The sequence below is a fragment of the Thermus thalpophilus genome, from assembly GCF_022760915.1.
GTDB classification, from domain to species: domain Bacteria; phylum Deinococcota; class Deinococci; order Deinococcales; family Thermaceae; genus Thermus; species Thermus thalpophilus.
In genome coordinates this window covers 97,150-121,022 of record NZ_JAKTNS010000003.1, presented here as the reverse complement: position 1 = coordinate 121,022, position 23,873 = coordinate 97,150, and the positions used below count along the sequence as shown (strand labels likewise).

Sequence of the window (23,873 nt, the reverse complement as noted above, 5' to 3'; positions counted from 1 at the left end):
TAAAATACGGGGGGAGGCGGTCCCCACAGAGTCTCAAATGTGTTGACCGACTACAAGGGATTGACGGGGTAAGGTCACCTCCTGTAAGCTACAGGTTGTGCTCTTTGGTCGGGCCAAGGGAGCACGGTAAGAGCCAGCCGCCGCAAGGGACCTACCCCTTGCGGAAGAACCCTGTTAGCTTACCTCGGGCGGCCCGCTTACCCTTTGAGGTGACGCATGGAGATTAAGCGGTTCGGTCGCATCCGAGAGGTTATTCCTTTGCCCACCCTTACGGAAATCCAGGTGGCTTCCTACAAGAAGGCCCTCCAGGCGGACGTGCCCCCGGAAAAGCGGGAGAACGTGGGGATTCAGGCGGCCTTCAAGGAGACCTTCCCCATTGAGGAGGGGGACAAGGGCAAGGGCGGTCTGGTCCTGGACTTCTTAGAGTACCGCATCGGCGAGCCCCCCTTTCCCCCTGACGAGTGCCGACAGAAGGACCTGACCTACCAGGCTCCCTTGTACGCCCGGCTTCAGCTCATCCACAAGGACACCGGGCTCATCAAGGAGGACGAGGTCTTCTTGGGCCACATCCCCCTGATGACCGAGGACGGCTCCTTCATCATCAACGGGGCCGACCGGGTCATCGTTTCCCAGATCCACCGCTCCCCCGGGGTGTACTTCACCCCCGACCCCGCCCGCCCCGGGCGGTACATCGCCAGCATCATCCCCCTGCCCAAGCGGGGGCCCTGGATTGACCTGGAGCTGGAGCCCAACGGCACCGTCTCCATGAAGGTCAACAAGCGCAAGTTCCCCCTGATCCTGCTCCTCAGGGTCTTCGGGTACGACGCCGAGACCTTAAACCGCGAGCTTGGGGCCTACGGGGAGCTGGTGCAAGGGCTTTTGGACGAGGCGGTGCTCGCCATGCGCCCCGAGGAAGCCCTGGTGCGCCTCTTCACCCTGCTCCGCCCGGGGGACCCGCCCAAGAAGGACAAGGCCCTGGCCTACCTCTACGGCCTCTTGGCCGATCCCCGGCGCTACGACCTGGGGGAGGCGGGGCGGTACAAGGCGGAGGAAAAGCTCGGCATCCGCCTCTCGGGCCGCACCCTGGCCCGCTTTGAGGACGGGGAGTTCAAGGACGAGGTCTTCCTGCCCACCTTGCGCTACCTCTTCGCCCTCACCGCCGGGGTGCCGGGCCACGAGGTGGACGACATTGACCATCTTGGCAACCGCCGCATCCGCACCGTGGGGGAGCTCATGGCCGACCAGTTCCGGGTGGGCCTGAGCCGCCTGGCCCGCGGGGTGCGGGAGCGCATGGTCATGGGCGGGGATGCCTTGACCCCGGCCAAGCTGGTGAACAACCGGCCCCTCGAGGCCGCCATCCGCGAGTTCTTCAGCCGCAGCCAGCTCTCCCAGTTCAAGGACGAGACCAACCCCCTCTCCTCCTTGCGCCACAAGCGCCGCATCTCCGCCTTGGGCCCCGGGGGCCTCACCCGGGAGCGGGCGGGCTTTGACGTGCGCGACGTCCACCGCACCCACTACGGCCGCATCTGCCCGGTGGAGACCCCGGAAGGGGCCAACATCGGCCTCATCACCTCCCTGGCCGCCTACGCCCGGGTGGACGAGCTGGGCTTCATCCGCACCCCCTACCGCCGGGTGGTGAACGGGGTGGTGACGGACGAGGTGGCCTACATGACCGCCACGGAGGAGGACCGCTTCACCATCGCCCAGGCCAACACCCCCCTCGAGGGCAACCGCATCGCCACCGACCGGGTGGTGGCCCGGCGGCGCGGGGAGCCCGTGATCGTGAGCCCGGAAGAGGTGGAGTTCATGGACGTCTCCCCCAAGCAGGTCTTCTCCGTGAACACCAACCTCATCCCCTTCCTGGAGCATGACGACGCCAACCGGGCCCTGATGGGTTCCAACATGCAGACCCAGGCGGTGCCCCTCATCCGCGCCCAGGCCCCGGTGGTGATGACGGGCCTGGAGGAGCGGGTGGTGCGGGACTCCTTGGCCGCCTTGTACGCCGAGGAGGATGGGGAGGTGGTGGCGGTGGACGGCCGCCGCATCGCCGTGCGCTACGAGGACGGCCGCCTGGTGGAATACCCCTTGCGCCGCTACGTGCGCTCCAACCAGGGCACCGCCTTGGACCAGCGCCCCCGGGTGGTGGTGGGCCAGAGGGTGAAGAAGGGGGACCTCCTGGCGGATGGCCCCGCCTCCGAGGAGGGCTTCTTGGCCCTGGGGCAGAATGTCCTGGTGGCCATCATGCCCTTTGACGGCTACAACTTTGAAGACGCCATCGTCATCAGCGAGGAGCTCCTGAAGCGGGACTTCTACACCTCCATCCACATTGAGCGCTACGAGATAGAGGCCCGGGACACCAAGCTGGGCCCCGAGCGCATCACCCGGGACATCCCCCACCTCTCCGAGGCGGCTTTGCGCGACCTGGACGAGGAGGGCGTGGTGCGCATCGGCGCCGAGGTGAAGCCGGGCGACATCCTTGTGGGCCGCACCAGCTTCAAGGGCGAGCAGGAGCCTTCCCCCGAGGAGCGCCTCCTCCGCTCCATCTTCGGCGAGAAGGCCCGGGACGTGAAGGACACCTCCCTGCGGGTACCCCCCGGGGAAGGGGGCATCGTGGTGGGCACCCTGCGCCTCAAGCGGGGGGACCCGGGGGTGGAACTCAAGCCCGGGGTGCGGGAGGTGGTGCGGGTCTTCGTGGCGCAAAAGCGCAAGCTCCAGGTGGGGGACAAGTTGGCCAACCGCCACGGGAACAAGGGTGTGGTGGCCAAGATCCTCCCCGTGGAGGACATGCCCCACCTGCCGGACGGCACCCCGGTGGACGTGATCCTAAACCCCTTGGGCGTGCCGAGCCGGATGAACCTGGGGCAGATCCTGGAAACCCACCTGGGCCTGGCGGGTTACTTCCTGGGCCAGCGCTACATCTCCCCGGTGTTTGACGGGGCCACGGAGCCCGAGATCAAGGCCCTCTTGGCCGAGGCCTTTGACCTTTACTTTGGCAAGCGCAAGGCCGAGGGCTTCGGGGTGGACAAGCGGGAAAAGGAGGTTCTGGCCCGGGCGGAAAAACTCGGCCTGGTCACCCCCGGCCGAAGCCCCGAGGAGCAGCTTCGGGAGCTCTTCACCCAGGGCAAGGTGGTGCTCTACGACGGCCGCTCCGGCGAGCCCATTGAGGGGCCCATCGTGGTGGGGCAGATGTTCATCATGAAGCTCTACCACATGGTGGAGGACAAGATGCACGCCCGCTCCACCGGCCCCTACTCCCTCATCACCCAGCAGCCCTTGGGCGGCAAGGCCCAGTTCGGTGGCCAGCGTTTCGGGGAGATGGAGGTGTGGGCCCTCGAGGCCTACGGAGCCGCCCACACCCTGCAGGAGATGCTCACCCTCAAGTCCGACGACATTGAAGGCCGCAACGCCGCCTACGAGGCCATCATCAAGGGCGAGGACGTGCCCGAGCCCAGCGTGCCCGAGTCCTTCCGCGTCTTGGTCAAGGAACTGCAGGCCCTGGCCCTGGACGTGCAGACCTTGGACGAGAAGGACAACCCCGTGGACATCTTTGAGGGCCTGGCGTCCAAGCGCTAAAAACCTGGAGGAACGATGAAGAAGGAAGTCCGCAAGGTCCGCATCGCCCTGGCCTCCCCCGAGAAGATCCGCTCCTGGAGCTACGGGGAGGTGGAGAAGCCGGAAACCATCAACTACCGCACCCTAAAGCCCGAGCGGGACGGGCTTTTTGACGAGCGCATCTTCGGTCCCATCAAGGACTACGAGTGCGCCTGCGGCAAGTACAAGCGCCAGCGCTTTGAGGGCAAGGTGTGCGAGCGCTGCGGCGTGGAGGTGACCAAGAGCATCGTGCGCCGCTACCGCATGGGGCACATTGAGCTCGCCACCCCCGCCGCCCACATCTGGTTCGTCAAAGACGTGCCCTCCAAGATCGGCACCCTCCTGGACCTCTCCGCCACCGAACTGGAGCAGGTGCTCTACTTCAGCAAGTACATCGTCTTGGACCCCAAGGGGGCCATCCTGAACGGCGTGCCCGTGGAAAAGCGCCAGCTCCTCACCGACGAGGAGTACCGGGAGCTCCGCTACGGCAAGCAGGAAACCTACCCCTTGCCCACGGGGGTGGACGCCCTGGTGAAGGACGGGGAGGAGGTGGTGAAGGGCCAGGAGCTCGCCCCCGGGGTGGTGAGCCGCATGGACGGGGTGGCGCTGTACCGCTTCCCCCGCCGGGTGGTGGTGGACTACCTGAAGAAGGAGCGGGCCGCCTTGCGCCTGCCCCTGGCCGCCTGGGTAGAGAAGGAGGCGTACAAGCCCGGGGAGATTTTGGCGGAGCTTCCCGAGCCCTACCTCCTCCGGGCCGAGGAAGGGGGGGTGGTGGAGCTTGCGGAGCTCCAGGAAGGCTACCTCCTCACCCTCCTGCAAAACGAGGAGCCCGTGGCCCGCTACTTCCTCCCCGTGGGCCTCACCCCCTTGGTGGTGCACGGGGAGATCGCGGAGGAAGGCCAGCCCCTGGCGGAAGGGAAGGGCCTTTTGCGCCTGCCTCGCCACATGCACGCCAAGGTGGTGGAGGCGGAGGAGGAAGGGGAAAGCGTCTACCTCACCCTCTCCCTGGAGTGGACCGAGCCCAAGGAATACCGGGTGGCCCCCCACATGAACGTGGTGGTGCCTGAAGGGGCCAGGGTGGCACCGGGGGACAAGATCGTGGCCGCCATTGACCCCGAGGAGGAGGTGATCGCCGAGGCCGAGGGCGTGGTCCACCTGCACGAGCCCGCCAGCATCGTGGTGATGAAGGCCCGCCTCTACCCCTTTGAAGACGACGTGGAGGTCACCACCGGCGACCGGGTGGCCCCGGGGGACGTGCTGGCGGACGGGGGCAAGGTCAAAAGCGAGATCCACGGCCGGGTGGAGGTGGACCTGGTCCGCAACGTGGTGCGGGTGGTGGAGGCCTACGACATCGACGCCCGCATGGGGGCTGAGGCCATCCAGGCCCTCCTCAAGGAGCTGGACCTCGAGGCCCTGGAAAAAGAGCTTCTGGAGGAGATGAAGCACCCCTCCCGGGCCCGGCGGGCCAAGGCCCGCAAGCGCCTGGAGGTGGTGCGGGCCTTCCTGGACTCCGGCAACCGCCCCGAGTGGATGGTCCTCGAGGCCGTCCCCGTCCTGCCCCCGGACCTTCGCCCCATGGTGCAGGTGGACGGGGGCCGCTTCGCCACCAGCGACCTCAACGACCTCTACCGCCGCCTCATCAACCGCAACAACCGCCTGAAGAAGCTCTTGGCCCAGGGGGCACCGGAGATCATCATCCGCAACGAGAAGCGCATGCTCCAGGAGGCGGTGGACGCCGTGATCGATAACGGCCGCCGTGGGGCCCCCGTGACCAACCCCGGTTCCGACCGCCCCTTGCGGAGCCTCACCGACGTCCTCTCCGGCAAGCAAGGGCGCTTCCGGCAGAACCTCCTGGGCAAGCGGGTGGACTACTCGGGCCGAAGCGTGATCGTGGTGGGCCCCCAGCTCAAGCTCCACCAGTGCGGCCTGCCCAAGCGCATGGCCCTGGAGCTCTTCAAGCCCTTCCTCCTCAAGAAGATGGAGGAAAAGGGCATCGCCCCCAACGTCAAGGCGGCGCGGCGCATGCTGGAACGCCAGCGGGACATCAAGGACGAGGTGTGGGACGCCCTGGAAGAGGTGATCCACGGGAAGGTGGTCCTCCTGAACCGGGCCCCCACCCTGCACCGCCTGGGGATCCAGGCCTTCCAGCCCGTTTTGGTGGAGGGGCAGTCCATCCAGCTCCACCCCCTGGTGTGCGAGGCCTTCAACGCCGACTTTGACGGGGACCAGATGGCGGTGCACGTGCCCCTTTCCTCCTTCGCCCAGGCCGAGGCCCGCATCCAGATGCTCTCCGCCCACAACCTCCTCTCCCCCGCCTCCGGGGAGCCCCTGGCCAAGCCCAGCCGGGACATCATCCTGGGGCTTTACTACATCACCCAGGTCCGGCGGGAGAAGAAGGGGGCGGGCCGGGAGTTCGCCACCCCCGAGGAGGCCCTGGCCGCCCACGAGCGGGGCGAGGTGGCCCTGAACGCCCCCATTAAGGTGGCGGGCAAGGAAACCAGCGTGGGCCGGCTCAAGTTCGTCTTCGCCAACCCGGACGAGGCCCTTCTGGCCGTGGCCCACGGCCTTCTGGACCTGCAGGACGTGGTCACGGTGCGCTACCTGGGCAAGCGGCTGGAAACGAGCCCGGGCCGCATCCTCTTCGCCCGCATCGTGGGCGAGGCGGTGGGGGACGAGAAGGTGGCCCAGGAGCTCCTCCAGATGGACGTGCCCCAGGAGAAGAACTCCCTCAAGGACCTGGTCTACCAGTCCTTCCTGCGCCTGGGCATTGAAAAAACGGCCAAGCTGCTGGACGCCCTCAAGTACTACGGCTTCACCCTCTCCACCACCAGCGGGATCACCATCGGCATTGACGACGCCGTGATCCCGGCGGAGAAGCAGAAGTACCTGGAAGAGGCCGACCGCAAGCTCCGCCAGATTGAGCAAGCCTACGAGATGGGCTTCCTCACCGACCGGGAGCGCTACGACCAGGTGATCCAGCTCTGGACGGAGACCACGGAGAAGGTCACCCAGGCGGTCTTCAAGAACTTTGAGGAGAACTATCCCTTCAACCCCCTCTACGTCATGGCCCAGTCCGGGGCCCGGGGTAACCCGCAGCAGATCCGCCAGCTTTGCGGCATGCGGGGCCTCATGCAAAAGCCCTCGGGGGAAACCTTTGAGGTGCCGGTGCGCTCCTCCTTCCGCGAGGGGCTCACGGTGCTGGAGTACTTCATCTCCAGCCACGGGGCGCGGAAGGGTGGGGCGGACACCGCCCTCAGGACCGCCGACTCGGGCTACCTCACCCGCAAGTTGGTGGACGTGGCCCACGAGATCGTGGTGCGGGAGGCGGACTGCGGCACCACCAACTACATCTCCGTCCCCCTCTTCCAGCCCGACGAGGTGACCCGCTCCTTGCGCCTCAGGAAGCGCTCGGACATTGAGGCGGGGCTTTACGGCAGGGTGCTGGCCCGGGAGGTGGAGGTGCAGGGGGTGCGCCTCGAGGAGGGCCGCTACCTCTCCTTGGAGGACGTGAACCTCCTCATCAAGGGGGCGGAGGCCGGGGAGATCAAGGAAGTGCCCGTGCGGAGCCCCCTCACCTGCCAGACCCGCTACGGGGTGTGCCAGAAGTGCTACGGGTATGACCTTTCCATGGCCCGGCCCGTGTCCATCGGCGAGGCGGTGGGGGTGGTGGCGGCGGAGTCCATCGGGGAGCCCGGCACCCAGCTCACCATGCGCACCTTCCACACCGGCGGCGTGGCCACGGGCACGGACATCACCCAGGGTCTGCCCCGCGTCATTGAGCTCTTTGAGGCCCGCAGGCCCAAGGCCAAGGCAGTGATCTCGGAGATTGACGGCGTGGTGCGCATTGAGGAAACCGAGGAGAAGCTTTCCGTCTTCGTGGAGTCCGAGGGCTTCGCCAAGGAGTACAAACTCCCCAAGGACGCCCGCTTGGTGGTGAAGGACGGGGACTACGTGGAGGCGGGCCAGCCCCTAACCCGCGGGGCCATTGACCCCCACCAGCTCCTGGAGGCCAAGGGGCCGGAGGCGGTGGAGCGCTACCTGGTGGACGAGATCCAGAAGGTTTACCGGGCCCAGGGGGTGAAGCTCCACGACAAGCACATCGAGATCGTGGTGCGGCAGATGCTCAAGTACGTGGAGGTCACCGACCCCGGGGACAGCCGTCTCCTGGAGGGCCAGGTCCTGGAGAAGTGGGACGTGGAGGCCCTGAACGAGCGGCTCATCGCCGAGGGCAAGACCCCGGTGGCCTGGAAGCCCCTCCTCATGGGGGTGACCAAGAGCGCCCTCTCCACCAAGAGCTGGCTTTCCGCCGCCAGCTTCCAGAACACCACCCACGTCCTCACCGAGGCGGCCATCGCCGGCAAGAAGGACGAGCTCATCGGCCTCAAGGAAAACGTCATCCTGGGCCGCCTGATCCCCGCCGGCACCGGCTCCGACTTCGTGCGCTTCACCCAGGTGGTGGACCAGAAGACCCTGAAGGCCCTGGAGGAGGCCCGCAAGGAGGCGGTGGAGGCCACCAAGGAGGCCCCCGCCCGCCGGGCCCCCCGCCGGGAACAGCCGGGCAAGCAGGCTTAAGGAAAGGCTTAAGAGGCGGCGGGTTCTCCCCGCCGTCTCTTGGCCCATAATGGGGCCATGTTGGCCAAGCTCTACGCCGCCTTTCGCCAAGTGGGGGAAGACCTCTTCGCCCAGCGCCTCATCTCCGCCACCGCGGGCAACTTTTCCGCGCGCACCAAGGAGGGTTTCCTCATCACCAAAAGCGGGGTGCAGAAGGCCCGGCTTACCCCGGAGGACCTGGTGGAGGTGCCCTTAGAGGGCCCCTTCCCCCCGGGGGCCAGCGTGGAAAGCGTGATCCACCGGGAGGTTTACCGGCGGACGGGGGCCAAGGCCCTGGTCCACGCCCACCCCCGGGTGGCGGTGGCCCTCTCCTTGCACCTGGAGCGGCTCGTACCCTTGGACCTCGAGGGCCAGTACCACCTCAAGGAAGTCCCCGTGCTCTCCCCCAAGACCACCTCCGCCACGGAAGAGGCGGCCTTGGCGGTGGCGGAAGCGCTCGGGGAGCACCCGGTCTGCCTCCTCAAGGGGCATGGGGCCTTTGCCTTGGGGCGCAAGGAAAAGCCGGAAGAAGCGCTTCTGGAGGCCTATAGCCTCCTCACCACCTTGGAGGAAAGCGCCGAGATCCTCCTTTACCATCGGCTTTGGGGGAAGGGATGAAGGTGCTCTTCGTGGAGGGCAAGGAACGGGAACCCCTTTGGGCGCTGGCGCAAAGGCTTCCCCACCCCCACTGGCTCCTGGCGGGGGAAGGGGTGTTCCTCCTTCAGGTCTTCGGCGCCTCGGAGGAGGCCAAGGCCTTGGCGGAGGGCCTCCCCGGGGTCAGGGTCTGGACCTTTACCTTGGAGGATGGGGTAGTCTATAGGGGATGCGGGAAGAAATCGGCTACATCCCCGTAGGGGAGGCGGAGCTCTATGTGGAGGATGTGGGGGATGTGCACGCCCCCGCCCTTTTGGTCCTCCACGGGGGCCCCGGGGGAAACGCCTACGTCCTCCGGGAAAGCCTCCAGGACCACCTGGAAGGCTTCCGCGTGGTCTACTTTGACCAGCGGGGCTCGGGGCGGAGCCTGGAGCTTCCGCAAGACCCCCGGCTCTTCACCCTTGACGCCCTGGTGGAGGACACCCTGGCCCTGGCCGAGGCCTTGGGGATAGAGCGGTTTGGCCTTCTGGCCCACGGCTTCGGGGCGGTGGTGGCCCTGGAGGTCCTCCGCCGCTACCCCGAGGCGGAAGGGGCCTTGCTCTTAGGCCCTTGGGTGAACTTCCCCTGGCTCGCCGCCCGCCTGGCGGAGGCAGCGGGGCTCACCCCGGGGGAAGACCCGGAGGAAAACCTCAAGGCCGCCTTGGAAAAGGCCGAACCCAAGCTTCTTTTTGACCGCCTCATGTTCCCAAGCCCAAGGGGGCGCCTGGAGTACGAGTGGCTGGCGGAAGGCTCGGGCATCCTGGGCCCCGACACCCCGGCCCTGGCCTTCCTGCACAACGGGCTTTGGCGCCTGGACTACACCCCCTACCTCGCCCCTTCCCGCAAGGCCCTGGCGGTGGTGGTGGGGGAGCTGGACGGCACCAGCTACCCCTACGCCGAAGAGGTGGCGGAGCGGCTCAAAGCGCCCATCCGGGTGGTGCCCGGGGCGGGGCACTATCCCTGGATAGACGCCCCCGAGGCCTTCGCCGAGGCCTTCCGCGCCGCCCTCGCCCACGTCCTCGTCCCTCAAGGGTGGTAGACTAAGGACGTCACCGGGGGTGCCCCAAAAGGGGCTGAGAGATACCCTTGGAACCTGATCCGGGTAATGCCGGCGTAGGGAAGGTGACGGGCCCCTCCCGGTGACAAGGAGGGGTTTATGCGTAAAGCCTTGGCGTTGCTTCTCTTTTTGGCCTTCGGCCTGGCCCAGGAGATCACGCTCCTCACCCACCAAAGCTTCTCCCTGGACAAGGGCCTCATCGCCCAGTTTGAGCGGGAAACGGGCCTTAAGCTTCGCATCCTCAAGGCGGGGGATGCCGGGGAAACCCTGAACCGGGCCATCCTCACCAAAAGCGCCCCCATCGCCGACGTCCTCTACGGCTTTGACAACACCTTCCTCTCCCGGGCCCTGGAGGCGGACATCCTCCTCCCCTACCGGAGCCCGGAGATCCGAAACCTCAAGGCCACCTTGCTCCTGGACCCCACCTTCCGGGCCCTTCCCGTGGACTACGGCTGGGTGAGCCTGAACTACGATAGGGCCTACTTCCAGAACCGGCCCCTGCCCAAGGCCCCCGAGGACCTGGCCAAGCCCGAGTATGCCCGGCTTCTGGTGGTGGAAAACCCCGCCACCAGCTCCCCCGGCCTCGCCTTCCTCATGGCCACCGTGGCCCGCTTCGGCGAGGACGGCTACCTGGACTTCTGGGCCAAGCTCCGGGACGGCGGGGTGCGGGTGGCCAAGGGTTGGAGCGAGGCCTACTACACCCACTTCACCCTCTACAAGGGGGACCGGCCCTTGGTGGTTTCCTACACCACCAGCCCCGCCGCCGAGGTCTACTACTCCGAGGGCAAGTACCAAGAGCCCCCCACGGCCAACCTGTTCCCGGAGCTCGCCTTCTTCCAGGTGGAGTTCGTGGGCATCCTGAAGGGCACCAAGAACCTGGTAGGGGCCAAGAAGCTGGTGGACTGGCTCCTCTCCCGCCCCGTGCAGGAGAACATCCCCACGGAGATGTGGATGTACCCCGCCCGCCGGGACGCCAAGCTGCCCGAGGTCTTCCGCTTCGCCCCCGAGCCCGTGGGGAGCGTGCGGCTGGACCCCAAGCGCATGGCGGAGAACCGGGAGCGCTGGATTGACGAGTGGACCAAGGTGGTCCTCCAGGGGCAAAGCCCGGAGGCGGTGCGCCGGGGGCGGCGCTAGGCGATGGCCTGGCTCGCCAGGGGGGTGGTCCTCCCCTTCCTCGCCTTCGCCCTCTTCTACCCCCTTTTCCGCCTCCTCCTCCTGGGCGTAGGGGAGGGGTTTTGGAACGCCTGGACCAACCCCTATTACTGGGAGCGCTACCGCTTTAGCCTGGAGTACGGCCTGGCCTCGGCCCTCCTCACCCTCGCCCTGGCCCTCCCCCTGGCCTTCCTCTTCCGGCGGCGCTTCCCCTTGCGGGCCCTTTTCCTCTCCCTTTCCACTTTGCCCTTCGTCCTCCCCACCCCGGTGGTGGCCTTGGGGTTTTTGGCCCTCCTGGGCCCTCGAGGGCTTTTGGGGGTGGACCTTTACGGCACCTTCGCCCTCCTCCTCCTGGCGGCGGTTTTCTACAACCTGGGGCTCGCCCTACGGGTCCTCCTCCCCGTGGCCTTGGGCCTGGAGGAGCCCCTGCAGGCGGCGCGGAGCCTGGGGGCCACCCCTTGGCGCGCCTTCCTCCGGGTGGGGCTTCCCCTCCTCCTTCCCGCCCTGGGGGGCGCGGGGCTTCTCGTTTTCCTGTACACCTTCTCCGCCTTTGGGGTGCCCCTCCTCCTCGGGGGGCCCCGGCACGCCACCCTCGAGGTGGAGGTCTACACCCTCCTGGCCCACCGCCTGGCCCTGCCCGAGGCCAGCGCCCTCATGGCCTGGCAGCTTTTCACCCTGGGGGCCTTGGTCCTCCTCCACCTGCGCCTCAAGGCCCACCCCCTTCCCCCAGGGCCCCTTCTTCCCGCCCCCTCCCTGGCTTACCCCTTGGGGCTTGGGGCCTTTTTCCTTCTCCTCTACGCCCCCCTCCTGGCCCTCTTCGCCCAAGGGAGCCTTTCCGCCCTCCGCTCCGCCTGGGTCTCGGAGGACTTCACCCCCCTGCCCTTGGCCCTGGCCAACTCCGTGCGCTTCACCCTCCTCGCCCTCCTCCTGGCCCTGCCCCTGGGGGTGGCCTACGGGGTGGCGGCGCGGCGGAGCGGGCTATGGGACCTTCTGGGCCTCTTCCCCCTTATGGTGAGCCCGGTGGCGGTGGGCCTCGGCTACCTGGTGGCCTACCCTGGCCTTCGGGGCTCCTTGCTCCTCCTCCTCACCGCCTACGCCCTCCTGGCCTACCCCCTCTTGGCCCGGACCCTCCTGCCGGCCCTAAGGAGCCTCCCCCCAAGCCTCCTCGAGGCGGCAAGGACCCTGGGAGCCACCCCTTGGCGCGCCTTTTTAAGGGTGGAGCTTCCCCTCCTCCGCCCCGCCCTGGCCTCGGGGGTGGCCTTGGCCCTGGCCGCCCTCCTGGGCGAGTTCGGGGCGAGCCTGGTGCTTTGGCGGCCCGAGTGGACCACCCTGACCCTGGCCATCTACGAACGCCTGGGACGCCCCGGGGAAGGACCCTTCCGGGAGGCCTTGAGCCTGGCCGCCCTCCTCGCCCTCCTCTCCGGCCTCCTCTTCTACCTCCTGGACCGGGGGCGGAGTAGGCTAGGCTAGGAAAAGCCGGCCAGGAACTCCCTCACCACCCCAAGGAAGCGCCGCCCGTCCAGGAGGAGGGCCAAAAGGGCCCAAATCAAGGCGGCGTGAAAGGCCTCCGGGGCGAAGGTGGCGGCGAAGAGGAAGGGGGCGAAGGTGGCGGGCACCTGAAGGAGCATGGAAAGGCTCTTGTTGGGGTAGCGGAGGAGGAGGGTGAGGGCCAAGACCATCCAGGAAAGGCCGAGGCCGAGGGGCACCAGGCCCGCCCCCAAAAGGTAGGCGAAGCCCGCCCAGGCCAGGCCGGCGTCCAGGGGGTAGTCCCAGGCGGCGAGGCGGGTGGGCCGCCTGGAGGCGCGGGCCAGCATCCCGTCCAGGACGTCCAGGCTCCAGCCCAAAAGGAGGAGGCGCACCACCTGCCCCAAGGCCTCGAGCCCCTCCCCCACCCGGAGGAGGAGGAGAAGGACCACCCCACCCCGGGCCAGGGTGCAAAGGTCGGCCAAAGCCCCCACGCTAGCCCTCCTGGAGCAAAGCGGCGAGCCCCTCCACCGCCCCCTGGCGTAAGGAAAGGTGGGCTAGGGGGGTGAGGGGGGTGGGCTCGGGGTTCACCTCCACCAAGTAGGCCCCGGCGGCGAAGGCCATGCGCCCCAAGGAGGCGGCGGGCTCCACCTCGGCGCTCGTGCCCACCACCAGGGCCACGTCCGCCTGGGCGAAGGCTTTTTCCGCCCGCTCCCAGGCCCCCGGGGGAAGAAGCTCCCCGAACCAGACCACGTCGGGCCGGGCCCGGTGGCCGCAGGCGGGGCAGAAGGGGGGTGGGGTGAAGGCCTCGGGGAGAGGAAAACGCCTCCCGCAGGCTTCGCAGCGGGCCCTGAGGATGTTGCCGTGGAGCTCCACCAGGTTTTGGCTTCCGGCCCGGGCGTGAAGGCCGTCCACGTTCTGCGTCACCAGGAGGAACTCTCCCCCACGGGCCAAAACCCGCCGCTCCAGCTCCACGAGGGCGTAATGGGCGGGGTTGGGCAAAGCCTCCCGCACCTTGGCGATGCGCCAGGCGTACCAAGCCCAGACCCTTTCGGGGTCCTTGGCATAGGCCTCGGGGGTGGCGTAGTCCAAGGGGTTGAAGTTCCGCCACAGGCCCTCCGCGTCCCGGAAGGTGGGGATGCCCGAGGGCTTGGAGATGCCCGCCCCTGTGAGGACCGCCACCCGCTTCGCCTCCCTTAGCCGCTTTTGCGCCTCCTGAAGGCTTTCCATCCCCATCCCATCCTAGCGCGGTAGGCTAAGGGAGATGCGGCTTTTCACCCCCGAGGCCATGCGGGAAGCGGACGAGAAGGCGGAGGCCATGGGCTACCCCACCCTGCTCCTCATGGAGTGGGCGGGGATGAAGGCGGCCCGGGTCTACCGGAGGCTTTTCGGCGAGGCGCCCGCCGTGGTCCTCTGCGGCAAAGGGAATAACGGCGGGGACGGCCTGGCCCTGGCCCGGCACCTCCTTTTGGAGGGGGTAAGGGTGCGGGTCTACGCCGCTGGAGGAGAAGGGAGGGATGCCCTCCTCATGCGGCGGGCCCTGGAGGCCTTGGGCCTTCCCCTCCTCCCCCTGGAGGAGGCCAGTTGGGGGGAAGGGGAGGTCCTGGTGGACGCCCTCTTCGGCACCGGGCTCAGGGGCCCCCTGGAGGGGTTTTACGCCGGGCTCGTGGAGCGGGTGAACGCCTCGAGGCTCCCCGTCCTCTCCCTGGACCTCCCCTCGGGCCTCCCCTTCTCCCCCCACGTGCGGGCCACGGCCACCCTCGCCTTCGCCGCTTTGAAAACCCCCCACCTCCTCCACCGAGAAGCCTGCGGCAAGCTCTTCCTAGCGGGGATCGGCCTGCCCCAAGCCCTCTTGGAACGGGAAGACCTCCCCGAGGTGGCGACCCCCCTGGTCCTAAGGCCCCTCCTACCAAAGCGCCCCCTCACCGCCCACAAGGGGAGCGTGGGCCGGGTGGGGGTGCTTGGGGGCTACCGGGGGGACGCCCTGCGCTACGCTGGAGCCCCCCTCTTGGCCGCCCTAGGGGCCTACCGCATGGGGGCGGGGCTCGTGCACCTGGTTATCCCCGAAGGGACGCCCCTAGAGCCCCTCGAGGCCGTCTTCCACCCCGTGCCTGCCCCCGCCCTTCCCCCCATGAAGGTGGAGGCTTTGGCGGTGGGCATGGGCGGGGGGCCCTGGGGCAAGGCCTGGGCCCTGGAGGCCCTCCAGGCGGGCCTGCCCACGGTGTTGGACGCCGATGCCCTACACCCCGAGGTGGTGGCCCTCTACCGCCGCGCCGGGGTTAAAGCGGTCCTCACCCCCCACGCGGGGGAGGCGGGGAGGCTTTTGGGCGCCTCCCCGGAGGCGATAACCAAGGACCCCGTGACCGCCGCCCGAGCCCTGGCGGAGACCACGGGCCTCGCCGTGGTCCTCAAGGGGAACCCCACGGTGGTGGCGGAAGGAAACCGGGTCTCCGTGAACCCCACGGGCAACCCTGCCCTGGCCACCGGCGGTACGGGGGATGTCCTCTCGGGGGCCATCGCCGCCCTTATGGCGGCGGGGCTTGCCCCCTTTGAGGCCGCCCGGCTTGGGGTGTACCTGCACGGCCTCGCCGGGGACCTTTTGGCGGAGGAAAAGGGGGTGGGCCTCCTGGCCCGGGAGGTGGCGGAGGCCCTGCCCCGGGCCAGGAAGCTCCTGGAGGGGGGCCTCGGCCTCCCCTTGGGCCTGGTATAGTCTTGGGCAAGGGCTTTGCCCCTCACCATGGACCTGTCCCGCCTTTACGTCCCCGCCACCTTGGCCAACCTGGGCTCGGGCTTTGACGCCCTGGGGGTCGCCTTGGACCTCTACCTGGAGGTGGAGGCGGAGCCGGCCCGGGAAGACGCCTTCTTCTACGAGGGGGAAGGCCAGGTGGCGGGAACGGACAACCTGATCCACCAAGGCTACCGGGCGGGGATGGCCGCCTTGGGCCTGAAGGCGGAGCCCCTGGCCATCCGCGCCTTCAACCCCATCCCCCTGGCCCGGGGCATGGGAAGCTCCTCCGCTGCCCTGGTGGCGGGGGTGGCCCTGGCGGACCGGGTTTCCGGGGGGCGGCTTGGGCGGGAAGGGGTGTTCCAGGTGGCCGCCCGCCTGGAGGGCCATCCCGACAACGTGGCCCCCGCGGTCTACGGGGGGTTTGTGGCCGCCCTGAGCGAGCCTCCCTTAGCCATCCCCCTGCCCAGGCCCGAGGGGGTGCGCTTCGTCCTGGCTGTCCCCCCTTACCCCGTGCCCACCCCCTTGGCCCGGGCCGCCCTGCCGGAAAAGGTACCCTTAGCCGACGCCGTCTACAACCTGGCGCGAAGCGCCCTCTGGCCCGCCGCCCTCTACTCGGGCCGCCTCGAGGCCCTGCGGGAAGCCTGCCGGGACCGCCTCCACCAACCCCACCGGGCCCACCTCATGCCCGGGGTGATGGAGGCCATAGAAAACGCCCTGGCGGCGGGAGCCCTGGCCGCCTTTGTGGGGGGAGCGGGGCCCACCCTGGCCGCCTTGGTGCGGCAGGGCGCGGAGGAAGGCGTGGCCCGTGCCCTGGTGGGCTACCGGGGCCAGGGCCAGACCTTGGTGCTGAACCTCGGGGAGGGATACTTTTGGAAGGAAACCTGAACACCATCCCTCTTACGGAGCTCTTGGAGCTCATTCACGGCCACCGCCGCTCTGGCGTTTTGGAGGTGAAGGTGGGGCCCCTGCCCCTCTCCTTGCGCTTTTCCGCCGGGGAGGTGGTGGGGGCGGCCATCCTGGACTGGGAAGGCATCGAGGCCCTCTTCGCCTTCCCCCTCCACCCCAAGGAAGGCCCTTTCCGCTTCCAGCCTGGCCCCCCTTCCCAGGAGCGCCCCCTCCTCCCCTTCACCACCTTGCTGGGGGAGTGGGCCCGGGTCAACGACGAGTGGGACCGGTTCCGCACCCTGGTGGACTCCCCCAGCCGCGTCCTGGAGGCCATCCGCCCCAAGGCGCCCTTGGAGGTCTTCCAGGGGGGCAAGAGCGTCCGGGCCGCCGCCAAGGCTTGGGGCGTTCCCCTCCTCATCGCCATGGAGCGGGCCTACATGGGGGTAAGGGAAGGGGACCTCTATCCCTTGCGCCGCTACGCCTGGTACGCCCTGCGCATCCGCTACCAGGGGCGCAAGGGCAAGACCCTGGAGGAGTACGGCCAGCTCCAGGCCCTCCTGGACGGCACCCGCAACCTGGGCGAGGTGATCGCCGCCGGGGTACCCGTGAGCCTGGTGCGCCGCTACCTGGTCCAGGCCTTAAGCTCGGGGGAGATCGCGCCCCCGGGGAGGGGCTGGCTTCTAAGGGACCTCACCTGGGAGATGGACAAGGAAGGGGAAGCCTAGGCGCCCCTAGGCCCCCCCAGCGCCGCTTGGGCTACTTCTTCTTGCGGGGACGGTACTTGCCGTAGGTACCCCGCCAGATCTTGCCCCTGCGGGTGCGACGGTCGCCCTTGCCCATGCCTTCCCTCCTTAGGCGCTAGCCCCTTGGGCGGAAAGAAGCTGGTGGACCTTGCGCATCAGCCGGGACTTCCTGCGGGCGGCGGCGTTCTTGTGCAGGGTGGAACCCTTGGCCGCCTTGTCAATCAGGCTCTCGGCCTTGCGCATGATCTTGATGGCCTCCTCCGCCTTGCCCTCCTGGGCCAGCTGGACGGCCTTCTTGCTCAGGGTCTTGATGGCCGACTTCTTGGCCTTGTTGCGAAGCCGGCGCTTCAAGGACTGCCGGTGCCGCTTCAGAGCGGAAAGGTTCCTCTTGGGCTTCTTCTGCGCCATCGTTTTCCCCTTATGCCCCCTCGGGGCAGACCAGGCCTAAGTGTAGCACACCCCGCCCTATGGGGCAAACTTGGTGGCCACCCAGTCGTAGCGCACCTGGCCCTTGGCGTCCTGCAGGCGGAAACGCAGGAGATACTCGCCGGCGCTCACGGGAAAGCGCACCTCTTCCTGGAAGCTCCCGCGATAGCGCCGCTCCCCCAAAAGCCTTCCTTCCTGGAGCAAGGCCACCTCGAGGCTGCCTTCCTGCAGGCTCCCCTCCACCCGCACCTTCACCGCATCGTAAAGCCCCGTGACCCGCAAGGGGTAGCGGGCCTCCCCCGTGTACTTCCAGTAGAAGACGGGCAAAAAGGGCGGGTAACCCACGGCGAGGCCGTAGCGCTCGGCGTACCAGTAAAGGCCCAAGGCGGCCAGGGCCAAAAGGAGCAGGCTCCGCATTGCCCTAAGTATACTTGGGCACATGGCAGGCGCGGGCACCATCCCCCCGGAAGAAGCCTTCGCCCTCCTCAAGCGGGGGGCGGAAGAGATCATCCCCGAGGAGGAGCTTTTAGCCAAGCTCAAGGAAGGCCGGCCCCTCACGGTGAAGCTAGGGGCCGACCCCACCCGGCCCGACCTCCACCTGGGACATGCGGTGGTCCTGAGGAAGATGCGCCAGTTCCAGGAGCTTGGGCACAAGGTGGTCCTCATCATCGGCGACTTCACCGGGATGATCGGGGACCCCTCGGGGCGGAGCAAGACCCGCCCCCCCCTCACCCTGGAGGAAACCCGGGAAAACGCCAAGACCTACGTGGAGCAGGCGGGGAAGATCCTCAGGCAGGAGCCCGAGCTCTTTGAGCTCCGCTACAACTCCGAGTGGCTGGAGGGCCTCACCTTCAAGGAGGTGGTGCACCTCACCTCCCTCATGACCGTGGCCCAGATGCTGGAAAGGGAGGACTTTAAGAAGCGCTATGAGGCGGGCATCCCCATCTCCTTGCACGAGTTCCTTTACCCCTTCGCCCAGGCCTACGACTCCGTGGCCATCCGAGCCGATGTGGAGATGGGGGGAACGGACCAGCGGTTCAACCTCCTGGTGGGGCGGGAGGTGCAACGGGCCTACGGCCAAGACCCCCAGGTGTGCTTCCTCATGCCCCTCCTGGTGGGCCTAGACGGCCGGGAGAAGATGTCCAAAAGCCTGGACAACTACATCGGGGTGGCGGAGCCCCCCGAGGTGATGTTTAAGAAGCTCATGCGGGTCCCCGACCCGCTTCTTCCAAGCTACTTCCGCCTCCTCACGGACCTCACGGAGGAGGAGACCGGGGCCCTTCTCCAGGCGGGCCCCGTTCCCGCCCACCGGGTCCTGGCCCGCCTCCTCACCGCCGCCTACGCCAGGCCCCGGATCCCCGCCCGCCTAGACCGGGCCTTCTACGAGAGCCTAGGCTACGCCTGGGAGGCCTTGGGCCGGGACAAGGAGGCGGGCCCTGAGGAGGTCCGCCAGGCGGAGGCCCGCTACGACGAGGTGGCCAAGGGAGGGATCCCCGAGGACCTCCCCGAGGTGGCCATCCCCGCCTCCGAGCTCAAGGAGGGGCGGATCTGGGTGGCGCGGCTTTTTACCCTGGCGGGCCTCACCCCCTCCAACGCCGAGGCGAGGCGGCTCATCCAAAACCGGGGCCTGCGCCTAGACGGGGAGCTAATTACCGACCCGAGCCTCGAGGTGGACCTCTCCCGGCCCCGGGTCCTGCAGCGGGGGAAGGACCGCTTCGTGCGGGTACGGCTTGGGGACTAGAGGGTGAAGCCCCTCAGGCCCCTATACCCCCTCCATGGGCCGCAGGGGCACCTCGTGGCCGGTGGCGTAGAGGGTATCCCCCTCCGCCTCGAGGCGGAGCCGGGGCAAGGGATAGCGGGGAGGGCCGTAGATGGCCTTTCCCCCAAGCAAGGGATCAAAGGCGCCGAAGTGGCAGGGGCAGCCCAAGAAGGGCCGTTCATGGCGGAAGTTGTAGAGGAGGGAGGCCGCCTCGGGGTCGGGGACGTAGTTCAGGGTGCAGCCCTGGTGGGTGCAGATGCGGCTAAAGGCGGCGTAGTGTTCTTCCCCCAGGGAAAGCCCCCCAGGAGGGGCCTCGGGGAGCCGCAAGAGAAAGGCCCTGAGTTCCCCCTGGGGTAGGGGGTAAAGGAAAGGTTTGGCCTGCCACAGGGCAAGCTCCCCGCGACGGGCCACCGCCACCTTGGGGCCCGCCTTCCACGTGGGGGCCCCCGCCTCGGGCCGGGGCCGGAAGCGGAGGTTGTAGGTGCGCACGCCAAACCAGGCGAAAAACCCCCCCGCCACGGCCACGGGGATGTAGAAGAAGAGGTCGCGCCGCTTCATAGCCCTTGGAGGTACGCCAAAAGGGCCTTAAGCTCTTCCTCAGGAAGAGGCACCGGGGGCATCTTGCCCCTTCCCTGGAGCACGATCTCCCGCACCGCCTCCTTGGCTTTCAGAATGGGGTTTCCCTTGAGCCTAGGCCCCACACCCCCCTCCCCTTCCGCCCCGTGGCAAACGGCGCAGCGGGCCAGGTAGACGCTTCTCCCATCCTTCCCCCCTTGGGCCTGGGCCCGGGCCATGGCAATGAGGCCCTCCACCCGTTCCCTGGCCTCGCCCCCCACCTCCAGGTACCGCTCCCAAGCGGCGATGGCCCGGTCCATCTCCCCTTTTTGGAAGTAGAGGTTCCCAAGGAAAAGCCACCCCTCCGCGGCCTTGGGGTCTGCGTGCTGGGCGATCTCCAAAAACATCTGCGCCTCTTCCGGCCTTCCCCCCATGAAGAGGAGGATCCCCACCCGCCGCACCGCCTCTATGTTCCTGGGGTCTTTCTTCAGCACCTCCAGGTAGGCCTCCGCCGCCTGGTCAAAGGCCTGGAGGGCGTAAGCCCGCCGCCCCCAGGCCAAGAGGTCCTCCACCGCCCCCGTCCGCTTGGCCTTGTCCGCCAGGGCCTTAAGCTCTCGGGCCTCGGCCCGTTGCGTCACCGTGGTCTCCCCAGGTAGGCGGGGCAGGGTGTAGCGCCAAAGGCCCACCCCCAGGAGGACCACCACCCCCAAGACGAGGGCCACGGGCAAGGGGTTAAGGGAGCGCCTTGCCGGCGGGCGGTAGCCCTCCAGGGCCCTCTCCAAGGCCACCATGCGGGCCAGGGCGAGCTTTTTCTCCTCCCCCTCGAGGGCCTCCACCTCGGCGCGCAAAACCTCCAGCTCCCGAAGGAGCTCCTCCCGCCGGGGCGGCTCGGGAAAGGGCTCCTTGGAGCCCAGGAGGGGCCTTAGGGCCAGGAAAAGCCCGAGGAGGAAAAGGGCGAGGAAAAGCAAGGTGGCGGTCATGCTCAGGGCTCCTTCAGGCGGCGCTCCGCCTCTTCCAGAAGCTCCTTGGGCACCTTCTTGGGGCGGAAATAGGCGAAAAGCCCAAGGGCCAAGAGGATAAGGGCCACCGCGGGCAACACCCAGGCCCAAAGCGTCACTCCTCGCCGGGGTGGGTTATAGAGGATCCACTCCCCGTAGCGGTCCACGAAGAAAGCCTTGATCTCCTCCTCCGTCTTGCCCTCCTGAAGCATCTCGGCGATGATGCGCCGCATCTCCACCGCCACCCCCGAGTTGCTCTCCGCGGCGCTTTCCCCTTGGCACACGGGGCAGCGGAGCTCCCGGGCGATGCGGAAGACCTCCGGGGAAAGGTCAGGGGGAGGCCCCTCCTGGCCCAGGGCGGGCAGGAAGAAAAGGGCGAGGAACAACACCCACCTCACGGCAACGCCTCCTTTAGGTACTTCTCCAAGGTGGCCTGGTCAATGGCCCCGGCGTGGCGGGCCAAAACCCGCCCCTCGCCGTCTATGAAGAAGGTTTCGGGCACCCCGTACATGCCGTAGTCCACCCCCACCCGGCCCCGGGGGTCAAAGAGCTGGGGGAAGGTTAGGCCGAACTGGGCGATGAACTTCAAAGCCTCCGGCTCCTTGTCCTGGGTGTTCACCCCGAGGAAAAGCACCCGCTCCTTGTAGGTGCGCCAGGCGGCCTCCAAAACCGGGGCCTCCTCGTAGCAGGCGGGGTAGCACCAGCTGGCCCAGAAGTTGAGGACAATGGGCCGCTTCCCCAGGTGGTCCGAGAGGCGGAAGGTCTCCCCCCACTCGGCCCGGTAGGGGGGAAGGACGGGCAGGGCGAAGTCGGGGGCGGGGCGCCTCTCCTTGGCCAAGACCGAGGGAAGGTCCTTGGGGTTGCGCTGCATCCCCCAGAAGAAAAGCCCCCCCAAGGCCACCACCAAAAGGATCCAAAGCCAGGCCCTCACGCCGGGCTCACCCCCCTAGCCTCCTCCCGGCGCGCCTGCGGCCAGAGGATGTACAGGGTTCCCAGGGCCATGAGCCCCCCCGCCACCCACATCCAGAAAACCAGGGGCGTGACGATAAGGCGCAAGGAAGCCCACTCGCCCTTTTCCCGGTCAAAGTCCATGAGGAGGAAGTAGTAGTCGTTCCCCGGGGTGTAGACCACCTTAGGAGCGGGCAGGGGGGAGTTCATCTGTGGGTAGAAGTGGAGCCGGGGCCGCACCTCCCCGAAGCGGTCGGTCTCCACCAGGGCCTCCACGGCGAAGCGCCGCCCCTCGTCCAGGGCCCGCACCCCCTGGAAGGTGAGCCTAAGGCCCGCCACCTCCCAGCTCCCCCCCCGGTACAGGGTCTTCTCGCTTTCCAGGCGGTAGGTTTGGCTAAAGGCGATGCCAAGCCCCATGAGGGCCACGGCGAAGTGGACCACCAGACTCCCCACCCGCCTGCGGTTTTCCAAAAAGCCCCACGGAGAAAGCCCCGCCCGCACCCGCCCCAAGACCCCTTCCCGCACCAGGAGGAGGATGGCGGCCACGTTGTAGAGGAAAAGCCCCACCGCCAAGGAGGCCCCCACGGTATAGCCCCGGGCAAGCCCAAGAAGCGTCCCCAAGGCCAGGACGGCCAAGAGGAGGTAAAGGTTTCGCAAGGCCTCGGCCTTGGGCCTCCGCCAGGGCAGGAGGGGCCCCACCCCCATGAGGAGCAAAATCCCAGCCCCAAGCGGGGCGGAAAGCTGGTTGAAAAAGGGCGCCCCCACGCTCACCTTGGCCCCGGCGAAGGCCTCCACCAAAAGGGGGTAGAAGGTCCCTAGGACCACCACCAAGGCCCAACCGGCGAAGAAAAAGGCCCCCAGAAGAAGCGCCCCCTCCCGGGAAAAGGGGTGGAAGAAGGCGGTGTCCCGCACCTCGCGGGAAACCCGGGAAAGAAGGCCCAGGCCAAGGGAGGTGGCCAGGAGGAAGAAGCCCAAGAAGGCCGGCCCCACCGGGCCCTCGGCGAAGGCGTGCACGGATTGGATCACGCCGCTACGGGTGAGGAAGGTGCCGAGGACCGTGGCGGCGAAGGCCAGGGTGACAAAGGCGAAGTTCCAGGCCTTAAAGGCCCCCCGGGTCTGCTGCACGAGGGCGGTGTGCAGGAAGGCGGTGGCGAGGAGCCAGGGGATGAAGCTGGCGTTTTCCACCGGGTCCCAGGCCCAGTACCCACCCCAGCCCAAGACCTCGTAGCTCCACCACATCCCCGCCACCTTCCCGGCGGTGAGAAAGCCCCAGGCGATGAGGGTCCACCACCGCGTCTCCTCCACCCAAGTCTGGTAGCGGCGGGTGACCATGGCCGCCACGGCGTAGGCGTAGGGCACGCTCAGACCCACGAAGCCTAGGTACATGAGCACGGGGTGGACGGCCATCATCCAGTGGTTCTGCAGGAGGGGGTTGGGGCCCACCCCGTCTTGGGGCGGGTTGGGAAGGGTTTCAAAGGGGCTGGCGATGGTGGCCATGACCCCAAAGAAGAAGACCTGGACGCCAAAAAGCACGGCGAGCACCAAGGAGGCCCGCCAAGGGTCCAAAGCCCGCCGGCCCGCCAAGAGGGTGTAGAGGGTCTGCAAAAGCCCCCAGAGGAGGATGCTTCCCTCTAGAGCGGCCCAAGGGGTGACCAGGGTGACCCAAAGGGGGTCCTTCACCGAGTGGTTCCTGGCCACGTAGGCCAGGGAGAAGTCGTGGGTGAGAAGGGCCCACTCTAGGGCCAAGAAGGCGGCCAAGGCGGCGAGGAAGGCGGGGAGGAGGAGGGATTTGGCTCCCTTCAGGAAGCGCCCATCCCCCTGGAAGTAGGCCAAGAGGGCCAGGGCCAGGCCCAAGAGGCTAAAGGCCAGGGCCAGGTTCACGCCGACGTTGCCCAATAGCGCCGGGGTCACTTGGCCTCCTCAATGAGCTTGCGCACCTCCTCGGGCGTCCACCCCTCCTTGGGGGCCTGGTAGCTTTCCGAGTGCTTCACCAGGAGGTTGGTGCCCTGGAAGACCCCCTCTTGGAAGCGGCCTTCCACCACCACCCCCTGGCCCTCCTTGAACATGCCCGGGGGGGTGCCCTTGTGGAAGACGGGCACCTCCGCCACCCCGTCGGTGAGAATGAAGCGGAGTTCTAGCCGGTCCTTGTCGTACCGCACCGTGCCCGGCTTCACCAGGCCCCCCAGGCGCACGGGGCGGTTTTGGTAGCGGGGTTGGTCCTGGAGGTATTCCGAAGGGGTTAGGAAATAGACCAGGTTCTGCCCCAAGCCCCCGAAGATGAGGTAGCCCAAGGCCCCCAGGATGACCAAAAGGCCGAGGAGGTACTTGATCCTCATCTTGCCCT

Annotated in this window: 22 protein-coding genes and 1 riboswitch; of the genes, 11 read left to right on the top strand and 11 right to left on the bottom strand. The window is 67.9% G+C overall.

Features of this window, described 5'->3' with window-relative positions:
• Positions 1-216 precede the first annotated feature (216 nt).
• The 7 genes from rpoB to L0D17_RS02555 all read left to right on the top strand — a co-directional run bounded on the left by rpoB (position 217) and on the right by L0D17_RS02555 (position 12,493).
• Positions 217-3,573, top strand: coding sequence for a DNA-directed RNA polymerase subunit beta (gene rpoB, locus L0D17_RS02585; protein ID WP_243093761.1), 3,357 nt, complete (start codon positions 217-219; stop codon positions 3,571-3,573).
• A 15-nt stretch (positions 3,574-3,588) separates the two neighbouring features.
• Positions 3,589-8,163, top strand: coding sequence for a DNA-directed RNA polymerase subunit beta' (gene rpoC, locus L0D17_RS02580; protein WP_243093760.1), 4,575 nt, complete (start codon positions 3,589-3,591; stop codon positions 8,161-8,163).
• Positions 8,164-8,220: 57 nt separating this feature from the next.
• Entirely contained in the window at positions 8,221-8,799 is a 579-nt protein-coding gene (locus L0D17_RS02575; RefSeq protein WP_039458605.1) for a fuculose-1-phosphate aldolase, read from the top strand.
• Positions 8,796-9,035 carry a hypothetical protein gene (locus L0D17_RS02570; protein ID WP_039458602.1) on the top strand — a complete coding sequence of 80 codons (240 nt, stop codon included), beginning with the start codon at positions 8,796-8,798 and terminating at the stop codon, positions 9,033-9,035. Before L0D17_RS02575 ends, L0D17_RS02570 begins: the two co-directional genes overlap by 4 nt.
• Complete coding sequence (locus tag L0D17_RS02565) at positions 9,005-9,853, top strand: alpha/beta fold hydrolase (protein WP_243093759.1); 849 nt, start codon at positions 9,005-9,007, stop codon at positions 9,851-9,853. Before L0D17_RS02570 ends, L0D17_RS02565 begins: the two co-directional genes overlap by 31 nt.
• Before the next feature lie 5 nt (positions 9,854-9,858).
• Positions 9,859-9,952: riboswitch (TPP riboswitch) on the top strand.
• An 18-nt stretch (positions 9,953-9,970) separates the two neighbouring features.
• Positions 9,971-11,005, top strand: coding sequence for a thiamine ABC transporter substrate-binding protein (locus tag L0D17_RS02560; RefSeq protein WP_243093758.1), 1,035 nt, complete (start codon positions 9,971-9,973; stop codon positions 11,003-11,005).
• A gap of 3 nt (positions 11,006-11,008) precedes the next feature.
• Positions 11,009-12,493, top strand: coding sequence for an ABC transporter permease (locus L0D17_RS02555; protein ID WP_243093757.1), 1,485 nt, complete (start codon positions 11,009-11,011; stop codon positions 12,491-12,493).
• Here the strand turns inward: L0D17_RS02555 and L0D17_RS02550 are convergent.
• Both L0D17_RS02550 and L0D17_RS02545 read right to left on the bottom strand, forming a co-directional pair.
• Positions 12,490-12,981, bottom strand: coding sequence for a hypothetical protein (locus L0D17_RS02550; protein ID WP_243093756.1), 492 nt, complete (start codon positions 12,979-12,981; stop codon positions 12,490-12,492). The two genes, L0D17_RS02555 and L0D17_RS02550, sit on opposite strands and share 4 nt — an antisense overlap.
• 1 nt (position 12,982) lies before the next feature.
• Complete coding sequence (locus tag L0D17_RS02545) at positions 12,983-13,717, bottom strand: SIR2 family NAD-dependent protein deacylase (RefSeq protein ID WP_243093755.1); 735 nt, start codon at positions 13,715-13,717, stop codon at positions 12,983-12,985.
• A 34-nt stretch (positions 13,718-13,751) separates the two neighbouring features.
• Here L0D17_RS02545 and L0D17_RS02540 point away from each other — a divergent pair, with 34 nt between their 5' ends.
• Genes L0D17_RS02540 through L0D17_RS02530 form a run of 3 tightly spaced genes read left to right on the top strand, consistent with a single transcriptional unit; the run spans position 13,752 to position 16,825 of the window.
• Complete coding sequence (locus L0D17_RS02540; protein ID WP_243093754.1) at positions 13,752-15,197, top strand: NAD(P)H-hydrate dehydratase; 1,446 nt, start codon at positions 13,752-13,754, stop codon at positions 15,195-15,197.
• Between the two features lie 27 nt (positions 15,198-15,224).
• Complete coding sequence (gene thrB, locus L0D17_RS02535) at positions 15,225-16,100, top strand: homoserine kinase (RefSeq protein WP_039458646.1); 876 nt, start codon at positions 15,225-15,227, stop codon at positions 16,098-16,100.
• The gene (locus L0D17_RS02530) at positions 16,085-16,825 is read left to right on the top strand and encodes a DUF4388 domain-containing protein (protein ID WP_243093753.1); all 741 of its coding nucleotides are present in this window, start codon (positions 16,085-16,087) and stop codon (positions 16,823-16,825) included. Before thrB ends, L0D17_RS02530 begins: the two co-directional genes overlap by 16 nt.
• A 31-nt stretch (positions 16,826-16,856) precedes the next feature.
• On the opposite strand, the gene L0D17_RS02525 is transcribed toward L0D17_RS02530, so the two are convergent.
• Genes L0D17_RS02525 through L0D17_RS02515 form a run of 3 tightly spaced genes read right to left on the bottom strand, consistent with a single transcriptional unit; the run spans position 16,857 to position 17,686 of the window.
• The gene (locus L0D17_RS02525; protein WP_008632889.1) at positions 16,857-16,940 is read right to left on the bottom strand and encodes a 30S ribosomal protein THX; all 84 of its coding nucleotides are present in this window, start codon (positions 16,938-16,940) and stop codon (positions 16,857-16,859) included.
• A gap of 11 nt (positions 16,941-16,951) precedes the next feature.
• Entirely contained in the window at positions 16,952-17,251 is a 300-nt protein-coding gene (rpsT, locus tag L0D17_RS02520) for a 30S ribosomal protein S20 (protein ID WP_243093752.1), read from the bottom strand.
• A gap of 57 nt (positions 17,252-17,308) precedes the next feature.
• Positions 17,309-17,686: a hypothetical protein gene (locus L0D17_RS02515; RefSeq protein WP_243093751.1), complete on the bottom strand. Its 378-nt coding sequence runs from the start codon at positions 17,684-17,686 to the stop codon at positions 17,309-17,311.
• 22 nt (positions 17,687-17,708) lie between these two features.
• Between L0D17_RS02515 and tyrS the strand changes: the two genes are divergently transcribed.
• Complete coding sequence (tyrS, locus tag L0D17_RS02510; protein ID WP_243093750.1) at positions 17,709-19,010, top strand: tyrosine--tRNA ligase; 1,302 nt, start codon at positions 17,709-17,711, stop codon at positions 19,008-19,010.
• A gap of 21 nt (positions 19,011-19,031) precedes the next feature.
• Here the strand turns inward: tyrS and L0D17_RS02505 are convergent, their stop codons facing one another.
• From L0D17_RS02505 to ccmE, 6 genes are read right to left on the bottom strand one after another with little or no spacing between them, the layout of a single operon-like run.
• Positions 19,032-19,586: a Rieske 2Fe-2S domain-containing protein gene (locus tag L0D17_RS02505; RefSeq protein ID WP_039458543.1), complete on the bottom strand. Its 555-nt coding sequence runs from the start codon at positions 19,584-19,586 to the stop codon at positions 19,032-19,034.
• Entirely contained in the window at positions 19,583-20,563 is a 981-nt protein-coding gene (locus L0D17_RS02500) for a c-type cytochrome (protein WP_243093749.1), read from the bottom strand. Before L0D17_RS02500 ends, L0D17_RS02505 begins: the two co-directional genes overlap by 4 nt.
• Positions 20,564-20,565: 2 nt before the next feature.
• Complete coding sequence (locus L0D17_RS02495; protein ID WP_039458540.1) at positions 20,566-20,979, bottom strand: cytochrome c-type biogenesis protein; 414 nt, start codon at positions 20,977-20,979, stop codon at positions 20,566-20,568.
• On the bottom strand, positions 20,976-21,512 hold the full coding sequence (locus tag L0D17_RS02490; protein ID WP_243093748.1) for a TlpA family protein disulfide reductase: 537 nt from the start codon (positions 21,510-21,512) through the stop codon (positions 20,976-20,978). The genes L0D17_RS02495 and L0D17_RS02490 overlap by 4 nt, the downstream gene beginning before the upstream one ends.
• A complete protein-coding gene (locus L0D17_RS02485; protein WP_243093747.1) occupies positions 21,509-23,440 on the bottom strand; it encodes a heme lyase CcmF/NrfE family subunit in 1,932 nt (643 codons plus the stop codon). Before L0D17_RS02485 ends, L0D17_RS02490 begins: the two co-directional genes overlap by 4 nt.
• Positions 23,437-23,865: a cytochrome c maturation protein CcmE gene (ccmE, locus tag L0D17_RS02480; protein WP_039458529.1), complete on the bottom strand. Its 429-nt coding sequence runs from the start codon at positions 23,863-23,865 to the stop codon at positions 23,437-23,439. Before ccmE ends, L0D17_RS02485 begins: the two co-directional genes overlap by 4 nt.
• Positions 23,866-23,873: the final 8 nt, after the last annotated feature.

What these genes read in the sequence shown, in the direction of transcription:
- rpoB (WP_243093761.1), top strand. Translation starts at nt 217, where the DNA reads ATGGAGATTAAGCGGTTCGGTCGCATCCGAGAGGTTATTCCTTTGCCC.
- rpoC (WP_243093760.1), top strand. Translation starts at nt 3,589, where the DNA reads ATGAAGAAGGAAGTCCGCAAGGTCCGCATCGCCCTGGCCTCCCCCGAG.
- L0D17_RS02575 (WP_039458605.1), top strand. Translation starts at nt 8,221, where the DNA reads ATGTTGGCCAAGCTCTACGCCGCCTTTCGCCAAGTGGGGGAAGACCTC.
- L0D17_RS02570 (WP_039458602.1), top strand. Translation starts at nt 8,796, where the DNA reads ATGAAGGTGCTCTTCGTGGAGGGCAAGGAACGGGAACCCCTTTGGGCG.
- L0D17_RS02565 (WP_243093759.1), top strand. Translation starts at nt 9,005, where the DNA reads ATGCGGGAAGAAATCGGCTACATCCCCGTAGGGGAGGCGGAGCTCTAT.
- L0D17_RS02560 (WP_243093758.1), top strand. Translation starts at nt 9,971, where the DNA reads ATGCGTAAAGCCTTGGCGTTGCTTCTCTTTTTGGCCTTCGGCCTGGCC.
- L0D17_RS02555 (WP_243093757.1), top strand. Translation starts at nt 11,009, where the DNA reads ATGGCCTGGCTCGCCAGGGGGGTGGTCCTCCCCTTCCTCGCCTTCGCC.
- L0D17_RS02545 (WP_243093755.1), bottom strand. Translation starts at nt 13,717, where the DNA reads ATGGAAAGCCTTCAGGAGGCGCAAAAGCGGCTAAGGGAGGCGAAGCGG.
- L0D17_RS02540 (WP_243093754.1), top strand. Translation starts at nt 13,752, where the DNA reads ATGCGGCTTTTCACCCCCGAGGCCATGCGGGAAGCGGACGAGAAGGCG.
- thrB (WP_039458646.1), top strand. Translation starts at nt 15,225, where the DNA reads ATGGACCTGTCCCGCCTTTACGTCCCCGCCACCTTGGCCAACCTGGGC.
- L0D17_RS02525 (WP_008632889.1), bottom strand. Translation starts at nt 16,940, where the DNA reads ATGGGCAAGGGCGACCGTCGCACCCGCAGGGGCAAGATCTGGCGGGGT.
- rpsT (WP_243093752.1), bottom strand. Translation starts at nt 17,251, where the DNA reads ATGGCGCAGAAGAAGCCCAAGAGGAACCTTTCCGCTCTGAAGCGGCAC.
- L0D17_RS02515 (WP_243093751.1), bottom strand. Translation starts at nt 17,686, where the DNA reads ATGCGGAGCCTGCTCCTTTTGGCCCTGGCCGCCTTGGGCCTTTACTGG.
- tyrS (WP_243093750.1), top strand. Translation starts at nt 17,709, where the DNA reads ATGGCAGGCGCGGGCACCATCCCCCCGGAAGAAGCCTTCGCCCTCCTC.
- L0D17_RS02505 (WP_039458543.1), bottom strand. Translation starts at nt 19,586, where the DNA reads ATGAAGCGGCGCGACCTCTTCTTCTACATCCCCGTGGCCGTGGCGGGG.
- L0D17_RS02500 (WP_243093749.1), bottom strand. Translation starts at nt 20,563, where the DNA reads ATGACCGCCACCTTGCTTTTCCTCGCCCTTTTCCTCCTCGGGCTTTTC.
- ccmE (WP_039458529.1), bottom strand. Translation starts at nt 23,865, where the DNA reads ATGAGGATCAAGTACCTCCTCGGCCTTTTGGTCATCCTGGGGGCCTTG.